This window comes from Aromatoleum anaerobium (assembly GCF_012910705.2).
In the GTDB taxonomy this organism is placed as follows: Bacteria; Pseudomonadota; Gammaproteobacteria; order Burkholderiales; family Rhodocyclaceae; genus Aromatoleum; species Aromatoleum anaerobium.
Genome location: NZ_WTVG02000040.1, coordinates 633,390 through 645,644, shown reverse-complemented (window position 1 = coordinate 645,644; position 12,255 = coordinate 633,390). Strand labels below are relative to the sequence as shown.

15 protein-coding genes are annotated in these 12,255 nt (G+C 67.4%); 2 read left to right on the top strand and 13 right to left on the bottom strand.

The annotated features are described in order from the left end of the window. Position 1 precedes the first annotated feature (1 nt). From rsxA to GO606_RS18490, 5 genes are all read right to left on the bottom strand, one after another. Positions 2-586: an electron transport complex subunit RsxA gene (gene rsxA, locus GO606_RS18510; protein WP_169117027.1), complete on the bottom strand. Its 585-nt coding sequence runs from the start codon at positions 584-586 to the stop codon at positions 2-4. Positions 587-692: 106 nt separating this feature from the next. After that, on the bottom strand, positions 693-1,745 hold the full coding sequence (locus GO606_RS18505; RefSeq protein ID WP_169117028.1) for a quinone-dependent dihydroorotate dehydrogenase: 1,053 nt from the start codon (positions 1,743-1,745) through the stop codon (positions 693-695). A gap of 79 nt (positions 1,746-1,824) precedes the next feature. Beyond that, the gene (locus GO606_RS18500; protein WP_169117029.1) at positions 1,825-2,565 is read right to left on the bottom strand and encodes an arginyltransferase; all 741 of its coding nucleotides are present in this window, start codon (positions 2,563-2,565) and stop codon (positions 1,825-1,827) included. Between the two features lie 10 nt (positions 2,566-2,575). Then, complete coding sequence (gene aat / locus GO606_RS18495; protein WP_169117030.1) at positions 2,576-3,289, bottom strand: leucyl/phenylalanyl-tRNA--protein transferase; 714 nt, start codon at positions 3,287-3,289, stop codon at positions 2,576-2,578. Next, the gene (locus GO606_RS18490) at positions 3,286-4,404 is read right to left on the bottom strand and encodes an ABC transporter ATP-binding protein (protein ID WP_169117031.1); all 1,119 of its coding nucleotides are present in this window, start codon (positions 4,402-4,404) and stop codon (positions 3,286-3,288) included. Before GO606_RS18490 ends, aat begins: the two co-directional genes overlap by 4 nt. A gap of 129 nt (positions 4,405-4,533) precedes the next feature. Between GO606_RS18490 and GO606_RS18485 the strand changes: the two genes are divergently transcribed. Both GO606_RS18485 and GO606_RS18480 read left to right on the top strand, forming a co-directional pair. Then, a complete protein-coding gene (locus GO606_RS18485; RefSeq protein WP_169117032.1) occupies positions 4,534-6,216 on the top strand; it encodes an ABC transporter permease in 1,683 nt (560 codons plus the stop codon). 42 nt (positions 6,217-6,258) lie between these two features. Beyond that, entirely contained in the window at positions 6,259-6,570 is a 312-nt protein-coding gene (locus tag GO606_RS18480; RefSeq protein WP_169117033.1) for a hypothetical protein, read from the top strand. Between the two features lie 494 nt (positions 6,571-7,064). Here the strand turns inward: GO606_RS18480 and gspN are convergent, their stop codons facing one another. From gspN to gspG, 8 genes are read right to left on the bottom strand one after another with little or no spacing between them, the layout of a single operon-like run. Next, positions 7,065-7,796, bottom strand: coding sequence for a type II secretion system protein N (gene gspN / locus GO606_RS18475; protein ID WP_169117034.1), 732 nt, complete (start codon positions 7,794-7,796; stop codon positions 7,065-7,067). A gap of 3 nt (positions 7,797-7,799) precedes the next feature. Then, complete coding sequence (gene gspM / locus GO606_RS18470; RefSeq protein ID WP_169117035.1) at positions 7,800-8,285, bottom strand: type II secretion system protein GspM; 486 nt, start codon at positions 8,283-8,285, stop codon at positions 7,800-7,802. Beyond that, on the bottom strand, positions 8,282-9,499 hold the full coding sequence (gspL, locus tag GO606_RS18465) for a type II secretion system protein GspL (protein ID WP_169117036.1): 1,218 nt from the start codon (positions 9,497-9,499) through the stop codon (positions 8,282-8,284). The genes gspM and gspL overlap by 4 nt, the downstream gene beginning before the upstream one ends. Further along, positions 9,496-10,419 carry a type II secretion system minor pseudopilin GspK gene (gspK, locus tag GO606_RS18460; protein WP_281503930.1) on the bottom strand — a complete coding sequence of 308 codons (924 nt, stop codon included), beginning with the start codon at positions 10,417-10,419 and terminating at the stop codon, positions 9,496-9,498. The genes gspL and gspK overlap by 4 nt, the downstream gene beginning before the upstream one ends. Then, positions 10,406-10,960 (bottom strand): type II secretion system minor pseudopilin GspJ, encoded by a 555-nt coding sequence (gene gspJ, locus GO606_RS18455; RefSeq protein ID WP_169117038.1) that lies wholly within the window; start codon positions 10,958-10,960, stop codon positions 10,406-10,408. The genes gspK and gspJ overlap by 14 nt, the downstream gene beginning before the upstream one ends. After that, on the bottom strand, positions 10,957-11,325 hold the full coding sequence (gene gspI, locus GO606_RS18450; RefSeq protein ID WP_169117039.1) for a type II secretion system minor pseudopilin GspI: 369 nt from the start codon (positions 11,323-11,325) through the stop codon (positions 10,957-10,959). Before gspI ends, gspJ begins: the two co-directional genes overlap by 4 nt. Then, a complete protein-coding gene (locus tag GO606_RS18445) occupies positions 11,322-11,843 on the bottom strand; it encodes a prepilin-type N-terminal cleavage/methylation domain-containing protein (protein ID WP_169117040.1) in 522 nt (173 codons plus the stop codon). The genes gspI and GO606_RS18445 overlap by 4 nt, the downstream gene beginning before the upstream one ends. Then, positions 11,815-12,255 carry a type II secretion system major pseudopilin GspG gene (gspG, locus tag GO606_RS18440; RefSeq protein ID WP_169117041.1) on the bottom strand — a complete coding sequence of 147 codons (441 nt, stop codon included), beginning with the start codon at positions 12,253-12,255 and terminating at the stop codon, positions 11,815-11,817. Before gspG ends, GO606_RS18445 begins: the two co-directional genes overlap by 29 nt.

Below are 12,255 nucleotides of genomic sequence, written 5' to 3'. Positions count from 1 at the left end.
ATTACTGGAACCGGTCGAGGCCCGCGAAACCCATGAACGCGAGGCTCATGAATCCTGCGGTGATCATCGCGATCGCGGTGCCCTTGAAAGGCGCGGGGATGTCGGCGCCGTCCAGGCGCTCGCGAAGGCCGGCGAAGAGGATCAGTGCCAGCGTGAATCCGATCGACGAGCCGAAGCCGAACAGCAGCGACTCGAGCAGGGTGTAGTCGAGCGCGACGCTCAGCAGCGGGATGCCGAGCACCGCGCAGTTCGTCGTGATCAACGGCAGGTAGATGCCCAGCACCTGGTGCAGCAGCGGGCTGGTCTTCTGGATGACGAGTTCGGTGAGCTGTACGATCGCCGCGATCACGACGATGAACGACAGCGTGCGCAGGTAGGCGAGGTCGTACGGCTGCAGCAGATAGTGGTCGATCAGGTAACTCGTGCCCGATCCGAGCGTCAGCACGAACGTCGTGGCCGCACCCATGCCGATCGCGGTCTCGAGCTTCTTCGACACGCCCATGAACGGACACAGGCCGAGGATGCGGACGAAAACGACGTTATTGACCAGGACCGCACCGATGACGATAAAGATGTAACTGCTCATGATCCAGTACCGGGTGTAATCGCGGAATTATCGCCGCCCGCCGTGCGCCGCTCAAGCACGGCCGGATTATAGGCTTATACCCATTTGTGCCGCCCCGCGGGCGAGGTCAGGCGCCGATGGAAGCGGGGACGGCGGCGCGGCCGGGATCGGCGAAGTCGGTCGTGGCCTGTACGCATTCCCCGATGAGGGACGGACCGCGGTAGATGAGGCCGCTGTACACCTGCACCAGCGACGCTCCGGCGGCAAGTTTCGCGCAGGCGCCGCGTCCGTCGAGGATGCCGCCCGCTGCGATGATCGGCAGTTCGCCGCCGAGCGCCCGGGCGAGTTGCGCGACGACCGCGGTGGAGGCTTCGAAGACCGGCGCGCCCGACAGCCCGCCCTGCTGTTCGGCGTAGCGAATACCCTGGACCTTGTCGCGTGCGATCGTCGTGTTGGTGGCGATCACGCCGTCGATGCGGTGGCGGCGCAACGCGTCGGCGATGTTGATGATCTGCGGCGGCTCGAGATCGGGAGCGATCTTGAGCGTCAGCGGCACGTAACGGCCGTGACTATCCGCAAGCTGGCGCTGGCGCGCCTTGAGCCGGCCGAGAAGATCGTCGAGTTCGGACTCGCCTTGCAATTGCCGCAGGTTCTGGGTGTTCGGCGACGAGATATTGACAGTCACGTAGCTCGCCAGCGCATAGACCTTGTCGAGGCAGGCGAGGTAGTCGTCGGCGGCACGCTCGATCGGCGTGTCGAAGTTCTTGCCGATGTTGATGCCGAGGATGCCGCGGTATTTTGCTGCCTTGACGTTCGCGAGCAGCGCATCGACGCCGTGGTTGTTGAAGCCCATGCGGTTGATGATCGCGCGCGCTTCGGGCAGGCGGAACATCCGCGGGCGGGGGTTGCCGGGCTGGGAGCGGGGCGTGATCGTGCCGATCTCGATGAAACCGAAGCCCAGGCGCGCGAGGCCGTCGATCGCCTCGCCGTTCTTGTCGAGACCGGCGGCCAGACCGATGCGGTTCGGAAAGCGCAGGCCCATGACGTCGACGGGGTCCGATTTCGCAGGGGTTGCGGCGGGCAGGACGCGCCCCAGCAGATGCAGGGCGGCGAGGGAGAATTCGTGGGCGGTTTCCGGGTCGAGCGAAAACAGCAGCGGGCGGGCGATGTCGTAGAGCATCGCGGGATTTTACCGGTTTGGAGGGCGCCCCGCTCCAGGGTTTTTGCTCACAGGTTTTTGCTCGCTGCGAGCCGCCCTTTCATTCGGAGGCGCGATCGCGCAGCGGATCGATGTCGCGCCATTCTCCGCGCAGCCGGCCCTCCAGCGGATGGAAGCGGACTTTGTAAGCCATCTTGCGGCTTTCCTTGATCCAGTAGCCGAGATACAGGTACGGCAGCTTGAGGCGGCGGCACACTTCGATCTGCCACAGGATGCCGTAGGTGCCGTAGCTCGCGTGCGCGTGGTCCGGATCGTAGAACGTATACACGCTCGACAGGCCGTCGGTGAGCCGGTCGATGACGCTGACCATGCGCAGCGTCCCGCCTTCACGGAATTCCACGAGGCGGGTGTCCACATGACTTTGCAGCAGAAAGTGGGCGTACTGCTCGCGGTTGTCCTGGTCCATTCCGCCGCCGGCGTGGCGCGCAGCCTGGTAGCGCTGGTAGAGCGCGTAATGCTCCTCGGAATACGCGAGCGGCTGCTCGCTGGCGCGCAGGTCGTGGTGCATTTTCCACGCGCGGCGCTGGCCGCGGTCGGGCGCGAAACGCTTGACCGGCACGCGGACCGGCACGCAGGCGCGGCAGTGGTCGCAGTGCGGCCGGTACGTGAACATGCCGCTGCGGCGAAAGCCGTTGCGCACCAGCTCGCTGTAGACCGGCGTGTCGATCAGGTGGCCGGGGGTCGCGACCTGGGAGCGCGCGACGCGATCCGGCAGATAGGAACAGGTGTAGGGCGCCGTGGCGTAAAACTGGATGAGCGCGTAGGGGTAGTCCTTTTGCATGTTCCACCCGTCATGAAAAATTTCTGGAAACCTCTGCCGCTTCGTCGCAGCTCCAGCGTCCAGGCCCGCGGCCTTCGTTCGTCCAGGTGGCCAAGCCGGCGCAGAACGTGGCGCGCGGCATCTCTTCGGCACCGAGCGACAGCAGGTGGGCAGTGGTCATCTGGCAATCGATCGTGGCGAAGTCGAGCCGTTTCAGATGCAGGGCGAGGTGTGCGAGCGCCACTTTCGATGCGTCGCTTCGGCGGCTGAACATCGATTCGCCGAAGAATGCCCTTCCCAACGCAATGCCATACAACCCGCCCACGAGCGTCCCATCGACCCACGATTCGACACTGTGCGCATATCCGAGTTCGTGCAGGCGCAGGTAGGCTTCCTGGATGCCGGGAGTGATCCACGTTCCGCCGCCCGGTTCGCGGGGCTCGGCGCATGCGGCGATGACGTCGGCGAAGGCGGTATCGAAGCGCACGTCGAAGCGTTGCTGCCGCAGCGTGCGGCGCAGCGACCGGCTGATCCTGATTTGTCCGGGATTCAGCACCAGCCGCGGGTCGGGGCTCCACCACAGGATGGGCTGGTCTTGCGTGTACCAGGGGAAGATTCCCCGGCGGTACGCAGCCAGCAGCCACGCCGGCGAAAGCTCGCCCCCTGCGGCGAGCAGGCCGTCCGGATCATCGAGCGCCTGTTCGACAGGCGGAAAATCCGGTCGTCCCGCGAGCCACGGGATCATGCCGGGAAGTGGACGAGTTGGTGCTCCTGGCGAGTGTGCACCGCGTCTTGCGAGTCTTTCTGGAACGTGACGACGTGATCGACATCGAGGCGGATGCCGATTTTTTCACCGATCGCGTGATTGTGATGGCTGGGCACCAGCGACAACACCCGTGCGCCGCTCGACAGCCGCAACGTGTACAGGATGTCCGCCCCGCGGAACGCCTTGTGTGCGACTTCGGCTTTCATCGCGCTGGTGTCGTCATGGACGATGTCGTCGGGGCGCAGCAGCACTTCGACCGTGCAGTCACGATCGCAGTTTGCGCAGCCGACCCCGCACTCGACGGGGATCGCGCTGTTCAGGACACCGAGTTCGACTTTCACCTGGTGATCGTTCAACACCACCCCCGGCAGGAACACGCCCTGGCCGATGAAGTCCGCGACGAAACGGTTCGCGGGCCGGTGGTACAGGTTGTACGGCGTATCCCATTGCTGGATGCGCCCCTCGTTCATGATGCCGATCTCGTCGGCGACCGCGAACGCTTCGTTCTGGTCATGCGTCACGAGGATCGCCGTGGTGCGTGTCGCCTTGATGATGTCGCGTACTTCGTGCGACAGGCGTTCACGCAGTTCCACGTCGAGATTCGAGAACGGTTCGTCGAGCAGCAACAGGCTCGGGCGCGGAGCCAGGGCGCGCGCCAGCGCCACGCGCTGCTGCTGGCCGCCGGACATTTCATGGGGATACTTGTGGCCCTGGCGGTCGAGGCCGACGATGCGCAGCAGTTCGTCGACGCGCTCGCGCCGCTGGGTCTTGTCCAGGTCGCGCAGGCCGAACGCGATGTTTTCCGCGACCGAGAGGTGGGGGAACAAGGCGTAATCCTGGAACACCATGCCGATCCGGCGCCGCTCGGGGGGCAGGTGGCGACCTTTGCCGCTGACGGCCACGCCGTCGAGCCGGATCTCGCCGGCTGCCACCGGTTCGAAGCCGGCAATGCAGCGCAGCACCGTGGTCTTGCCGCAACCGGACGGCCCCAGCAGGCATCCGATGCTGCCTTTTTCGAGTCGCAGCGAGAGTTTGCGGACGACGCGATGACCGCCGTAGGCGAGGTCGATGTCGGCGAGTTCAAGGTGAGACATGACGGATCAGATACAGTAGAGGATTTCGCACGAAGCATTATTGCATCGCGGCAATCCAAATGCGATCAATTATAATTCGTGACAATTTGCTGCGCGGAAGGGTCCGCGGCACTGTGCGCCGGGAGTGTAATGAAGCTGCTAGGAGGACTGGAGAAGCTGATACGCAATGCATCGTCGCTGACGCTTGGCGCGCTCCTGATCGCTGCGCTGATCGCGACGCCGGTGATATCGGTATTCTCGAACGTTTTTGCCGGGGGCACTTCCGGTACGTGGTCGCACCTCGCCAGCACGGTGTTGCCTGAGTTCATTCGCAATACGGTGGTCCTGTGCGTCGGGGTCGGGCTGGGCGTGTCGAGCATCGGCATCACGACGGCCTGGCTGACGACGATGCTCGATTTCCCCGGCCGGCGTTTTTTCCAGTGGGCGCTGGTCCTGCCGCTTGCGGTTCCGGCATATGTCATGGCCTATGTCTACACCGATTTCCTGCAGTTCGTCGGCCCGGTGCAAAGCTGGCTGCGCGAGGCGTTCGGTTGGCGTCCCGGACAATACTGGTTTCCCGACGTCCGCACGCCGGGCGGCGCGGTCGCGATGTTCATGTTCGTGCTCTATCCGTATGTCTACCTGCTCGCCCGCACGGCGTTCCTCGAACGGGCCTCGGGCATGCTCGAAGCCGGACGTTCGCTCGGCCTCGGCCCGTGGGGCTGTTTCTTCCGCGTGTCGCTGCCGCTGGCGCGCCCCGCGGTCATCGCCGGGACCGCGCTGGCCTTGATGGAGACCTTGGCCGACTTCGGCACGGTTGCCTATTTCGGCGTGCAGACCTTTACGACCGGCATCTACCGGGCGTGGTTTTCGCTCGGCGACCGCATCGCCGCGGCGCAGTTGTCGGCGGCGTTGCTGGCGTTTGTCGTGCTGGTCCTCGTGCTCGAACACGCCAGCAGGGGGCGGGCGCGCTTCAATAACACCTCGCGCCAGCAGGCGGCGCCGGTCCCCATCCGCCTGTCGCCGCTCGTCGGGCTGGTGGCTGCGCTGGCCTGCTTCATGCCGCTGCTGCTGGGCTTTCTGCTGCCTGCCGGGCTGCTGCTCGACATGGCGTTCTCGGAAGGCGATGCTCAATTCGGCTCGCGCTTTCTCCACCTCGCGCGCAACAGCTTCGTCCTCGCGTCGGTGACCTCGGTGCTGGCGGTGGTGCTGGCGGTGGTGCTCGCCTACGCGGCGCGGCTCGCCCGTTCGCGACTGCCGCAGGTGCTCAACCGGGTCGTCGGCCTCGGTTATGCGGTGCCAGGTTCGGTGATCGCGGTCGGCGTGCTGATCCCGGTGACGCGGCTCGACAACCAGCTCGCGGCGTGGTGGCAGGACATGTTCGGCGTCAACCCCGGGCTGTTGCTGACCGGCGGCATCGCGGCCCTCGTGTATGCTTATCTGACGCGCTTCCTGGCGGTAGCCCTGCACACGGTGGATTCCAGCCTGGGCAAGATCACCTCCAGCATGGACGACGCGTCGCGTTGCCTGGGGCTTGGACAGTTCGGCACCCTGCGTCGGGTCCATGTGCCGATCCTGCGCGGCAGTCTCCTGACTGCGGGCCTGCTGGTTTTCGTCGATGTGATGAAGGAACTTCCCGCCACGCTGGTGATGAGGCCGTTCAACTTCGACACGCTGGCCACCCAGGCGCACACGCTCGCCTCGGACGAACGCCTGACCGAAGCCTCGACCGCGGCCCTGACGATCGTGGCGGTCGGGCTGTTGCCGATGTTCCTGATTTCGCGGCAGATCGTTCGCGGGCGACGGCGCACGCTGGAGGAAGCGGAAGTCTAGCCGCCGCGGTGAAACCGCGACCTTAACGATGTGGAGTAGGACATGAAAGTACTGATGTGGTGCGACAACCTGGCGAGCCGGCGGGACCTCGAATCGGCATGGACGGCAGCCGGATTGACGGTGCTGAAGAAAAACACGACCGAGGTGCCGGACTGTATCGTCATCGACATGGCAGTGCGCAACCCGTGCGTGCGCATCGCCGAGCTTCGTGCGGCGCATCCGCAGGTGGACATCATCGCGTTCGCGTCCAAGTTCGACGCCGAGGCGTTTGCGGCGGCCAAGGAGGCTGGCGCCACCGAGATGGCCGCGCAAAACTCGATCGTGGAGCGCATCACGCGGCGTGCACCCAGGTGAACATGCAGCGCCGACTGCTGTCGTGTCACCGGTTTGTGGCCGATTTGGCACAAACCGGGCGACTTTCAAAGCATGAATTCAGCGAACGATGAGATAATGCCGCGATGAACGCACCACAACCGACTTCCCCTCGCCGCCGCATGCAGGAACTCCTGGAGATCCCTGATAGCCAGCGGACCGAGGCCGAGTGGGACGAACTCATCGAACTCGAAATTTCAATGGCTCCGGGCAACCGTGAGGGTGCTCCGCAGCCTGGCGCCCGGCGCATGGATTCGGGAACGGGAGGGCCCCGCAAGCCGGGGCGACACGCGAAACCGGGCAGTGGCCAGCCGCGCTCCGGACCGCAGGCGCCGAGACCTCCGGCCCAGCCGAAACCCCCGCAGGGCCAGGCGAAACCGGCCGAAGACGGGCAACCCAGAAAACCGGCAAGAAAGTTCCGCAAGCGGCCGCCGAAGGAAACGCCACCGCAGTAATGGGGTTGCCCGGCATCCCGCTCAGGGGAACATGATCCTGATCATCCCCGGTTTGCCGCCTCGGGCCGCGTTGCGGTCCATGATGTTCGGGATCCGGTCGACGATTTCGGGATCTCCCTCGACCGTGCCCGCGAATGAACCCGTGCCGTTCCGGTTCAGCTCGCCGCGGCCGGCAACACGAAGGCTCCCCATCACCGTGTCGAGTTCGAGCGCCGTTCGTTTGCCGACCAGCCGCAGCGTGAGCAGATAGTCGCCGAAACGTTGTCCGGGCACGATATCGACGCCGGCATCCCGCCACGTGATTCGCAGTTCCCCGTTGCACAGGCCTTGCCAGTCGCATGCGATCGCCGGTGCTGAGAATTGCGCATTGCCGCGCCAACCGGCGCGTGCCGCGGGGTGCGGGATCGCGTCGGCGATAAGCGCCGCCGGCAGGTCGAGATCGAGCCCGGACAGATCGGCGCCGCTCACGGAGATCAGCAGTTGCGCCAGCGGCCTGCCTTGCTCTCCGAGTTGCAGCGACAGCGCGCTCCCGGTGGCGCCGAAGCGCCATGTGAGCGGCCGCATCGCGCGAAGTCGGCGCTGTCCGTCCGAAGTGGCGAGCGTCCCGCTGCCGCGCCAGAAACTGCCTTCGGCGGCGGTGACGCGGATGCGTCCGTCGCTGGCCGCGGCGACGACATGGTCCATGAGGCTCGCAGGCAGGCGCAGCAGCACCAGCGCAAGACCCAGCAGCAGAAAGAGCGCGAGCTTCTTCATCGGTCAGGGGGTCGCTGCGCGTGTCAGATCGATGTCGACGCTCACCGTGTCGCCCTGGGCGGCGATGACCGCGCGCTGCGGCCGCAAACCCAGTTCCGCGTGCATGTCCGCGAGCCATTCGATCAGCATGGCGAAATCTGCTGCGCCCCGCACCTGCAGCGTTTCCCCGGACAGGGCGATCGACAGCAGCGGCAGTGCGCGCGATGCGGCAGCGGCTCGCGCAGTTTCGAGCACCGTCGGCATCGCTGCAGCTGCCGGGAGTGGTGCCCGGCGTAGTCGCTGCAGCTCGGCCGCGTCTTCCTGCATGCGCGCCAGCTGGCTGCGCGCTTCGGGCAGGCGCCGGGCGAGCTGCGCGCGTGCGTCCCACACTTGGTCCGCGACGCGGAAAAGGGCGCTCGCGCTGACGACGATTGCAGCGACCGCGAGCAGTTGCCGTTCGCGCGGCGAGCGCGCCGCGAATACGCCCGCGATGCGGGTCAGCGGGTTCATGGCTGGTTCTTCCTTGAAAGCGTCAGGCTCGGCGCCGCGACGCCGGTGCTTCGAACAACGTAGCCCAGCGACGCGAAACGCTTTTCCAGCACCTCGATCCCGCTTGCCGAGGCTGCATCGAGCGTGAGTTTCAGTTGCCCTGCTTCGTAGTCGAGGGTGCGGACCGACGCGGGAGCCGCGCTGCCGCCGATCTCGGTGTACGCGGCCAACAGCGCGAGCAAGTCGTCTTCGCGAAGTTCGCCGTGCAGGCTCCGGGCTTCATCCAGATGGCGGCGCAACTGCAGCGCGGGGGCGATCGCCGGCGTGTCGGGGACCGCGGTGACGAAAAGCCGGCGCATGCGCTCTTCGATGCCGTCGAGCTCGTGGCGCTGCCACAGTACGGAGGCAAGGTTCACCGCGACAAACACCCCGACCGCGACGGCGGCGAGAATCAGCGGCCGGCGCAATGCCTGTCGCCCGGCCCACCTCCGCTGCGAGGGGGCGAATTCGCCGTGCAGCAGATCGGCACTCGCAGCCGGGGTTTCCCACCATCGATACGCCGCGCCGGCCTCGACCCTCAACCCGGCCACTGTGCCGGCAAGCGCTGCCGGCTCCGTGCTTCGCGGCGCCGTGGGCGCACGCCGGACCTCCAGGGCATCCGGTTCGGCGCCGTTCGCGCGGGCCTGCAGGAGCGCATGCGCGAGGATCTCGGCGAGCGCGCCGGCATCGGCAACGAACGCATGCGTCGCGTCGACACGCAGGATGCCTCCGCCAGTCGGGCCGAGCGCCAGCGTCCAGCGCGATCCGGCGTCGGGGACCGCCTGCAGTTCGGCGACCGCGCGCAGCGGCAGGCGGTCGACTTCGGCGAGCCGGGCGAGCACGGTGCGAAGCCGCGCGCGGCTGATCACCAGCACGCCCGCCTCGAGCCCTGCGCCATCGGGGCGTTGATGCGTCACCGCGAGGTGCTGTGCATCCACGTCCTTCAGCAGCTGGGTTTCGAGCGCGTAGCGCAGCAGCCGCTCCTGTTCGCGGCGCGCGGCTTTCGGAATGCGGGTCTCGAATGCGCTGCATTGGGCGCCGCCGAGCACGAGTTCGCAATGCGGCACGACCGGCCAGTGCGCGGGTTCGGATCGGCCTTCCTGCACGATCCGGTTGCGCTCATCGAGCAGCACCCACGGCGCCGAAGGGGCGGCGGGCCAGGTTTCGTCGATATAGATGATGAGTCGTTGGGTCATAGGAGGCGTTGCCACAGGATGGTGGGCCAGGTTTCGCGGCGATCCAGCAGTACTTCCATGCGGACCACCGCGCTGCCGAAACCGGCTCGCCCGATGACGGCGAAGTGGCGGCTCCTGACGTCGAGCGCCGTCGCGGCCGGCTGCGCCCCGGACGGGAGGCGCGCCGAAAAATCGGCCAGATCGCGGAACCACGCGCGTTCACGTTCGGCGACAAGGATGCGGGCGTCGTTCAGTTCGAGCTCCGGGACGACCGCCGCCAGCACTTCGGCCGGCGCGGTGTTGACATTGATTCGGCTCGGTGCCGGCAGCGCAGTGACGAAAGGGGCGAGCCGCTGGACGAGGGCTTCGTCGAAGCCGGCAGCAAGGCGCAGCTCGGCCGCATCGAGCAGTGATCCGTTCGCGCCCGGCGCGTCGCGCAGGCCGGATGACGCGATTCCGTTTTTTTCCTCACCGGTCGCGCTGCGGCCGATCCAGTCGACGACGGCCTGCGCGAGCCGGCCGGCGTCTGCCGGCGCGACGCCGAGCGTCGCCAGCAGCCGGCCGAACTGGGCCAGTGCGAGCGGGTCGGCCTTGCCGTCGGGCACCAGATTGTTCAGGTTGAAAAGACCCGAGCGATCCTGGATCTCGCCGCCGACTTCGCCTTCGCCGACCGGTGTCGGCGGCACGCGCACCGCCCACATTTCCTTCGCGTGATCGACGTTCGTGCGCTTGAAGTCGTCGGCCAGCACGTTGCGCGCCCAGTCCACCGCGCCGCGGGCGAGCAGCCGCGCCTGCGCCTGGTCCTGGCGGCCAGCGACGCTGTCGAGCGAGCGGCCGAAATCGCCGAGTACCGCAGCTGCCAGTCCGGCGGCAAGCGCGACGCTGAGCAGCGCAAGGATCACGGCCGCGCCGCGTTGGGAACCGGCCTCAGCGCAGCGCATACAGGCGGGTCAGGGTGCCGGCCCCGGGCAGGTCGAGCTGCAGTTCGACGCCAGCGGGAATGCTGCCGGGGCTGGAGCCGGGCGGCCAGTGATCCAGCCATCCGTCGCTGCCGAGAAAGCGCCAGCGCACGGCGCTGACCGTATCGAGGAGTGTGTCGACCCGCGGCGCTTCGTGCGCGTCGCGTCCGGGCCAGCGCAGCCATTCGAGGCGCGCCCCGGCATGGCGGAACGCGATGCGGCGCGCCGTGTCTGCGGATGACAGGCTGAGGAGCCGCAATTCGCTGTCGTCGCCGCTGCGGTGCAGTTCGATCGCGGCAGCGCGGCCAGCGACCGGCCGCGGTGCGGCGAGCTGCTGCAGGTCGGTCTCGATGAGGTTCAGCGCGCGCTCGATCGCGCGCCAGCGTTCGAGATCGCTGCCGAGCCGCTGCCGGCTGTCGATCAGTTGCGCCGTACCGCGGTAAGTCAGCGTGCCGAGCACCGCGAACACCGCCAGCGCGACGATCAGCTCGATCAGCGTGAGTCCCTGGGGGCGGGCGCTCATCGCAGCGGCCTCGCGACGAAAGCGGAAAACCCGGCGAGCGCCGTCGTGCCGGATTCGCCGAACACCTGCACTTCGACCCGGCGGAACAGCGGGTTCGGCGTCGGGTGGATTTCTTCGCGCCACAGGTAGCGGCGGCCGGCCTGCATCGCTTGTCCCGCGTTGCGTCCGAGAGCCGGCCACGCGGCGGTCGCGCGCAGTTCGGCGAGGCGGTTTTGCGCAACCCAGCCGGCCAGCGTGCGCTCCTTGAGCGCTGCGGCCGACTGCACGGTGTTGCCGACTGCTCGCAGCGCCGAGGTCATCGCGACCGCGAGGATCGCGAGCGCGATGACGCATTCGAGCAGCGTGAAGCCGGCGGGGCGCTTCATGCGCCGCGCTCCGCCGACCGCTGCTGGACGACCGCCCCGGTTTCGCTGCCCGACAGCGTGATGTCGCCTTCCGGGGCGTGCAGCACCAGCTCGAAGCGCGGCGCGCGGGCGCCGAACACGAGACGCTCGGCCGGCCGGCCCTCGACACGCAATTCCCAATGCATCTGCTGCGGCAGGAGTCTTTCCGCGAACACGGGAGGTTCGTCGAACGCGACCCACCGGCCGTCCGCATCGAGGGCGCTGAAGCGATAGCCGTCCGGCAGCAATTCCATCGCGATCGGCCGGCCGCGCACCTGCGCGCGCTCGGCGCTGGCCTCGAGCACCCAGCGCAGGCGCTCGGCGGCGAGCGCCGCATCCCGGCCGCGCAGCGCGTCGAGCCCGAGCGACGCGCCCGCGACGGCGATGCCGATGACGATCATCACCACCAGCAGTTCGACGAGCGTGAAACCGCTCCCCGTGCGGTGGCCGGACCGCCTCGCGGCGCGCTGCTCAGAGATTCCAGGAGCCAATGTCGGCATCGAAACCTTCGCCGCCGGGCGTGCCGTCCGCGCCCAGGCTCATCACATCGACGTCGCTCTGCAGCCCTGGGTTGAGGTACTGGTAGGGGGTGCCCCAGGGATCGTTCGGCAGACGTTCGAGGTAGGACTTCCAGTTGTCCGGCTGCGGCGCCGCGGCGGGGCGCTCGACGAGCGCCCGCAGGCCCTGTTCGCTGGTCGGGTAGCGGCGGTTGTCGAGCTTGTAGAGTTTCAGCGCCTGCATCAGCGAGGCGATGTCCTGCTTCGCAGCGACGACGCGAGCCTCGTCGGGCCGGCTCATGACGCGCGGCACGACCAGCGCGGCGAGCACGCCGAGGATGACGATGACGATCATCACTTCGATGAGCGTGAAGCCGCGGCAGCGGCAGCGGGGGAGGGTGGAGCGGTGCGGCAT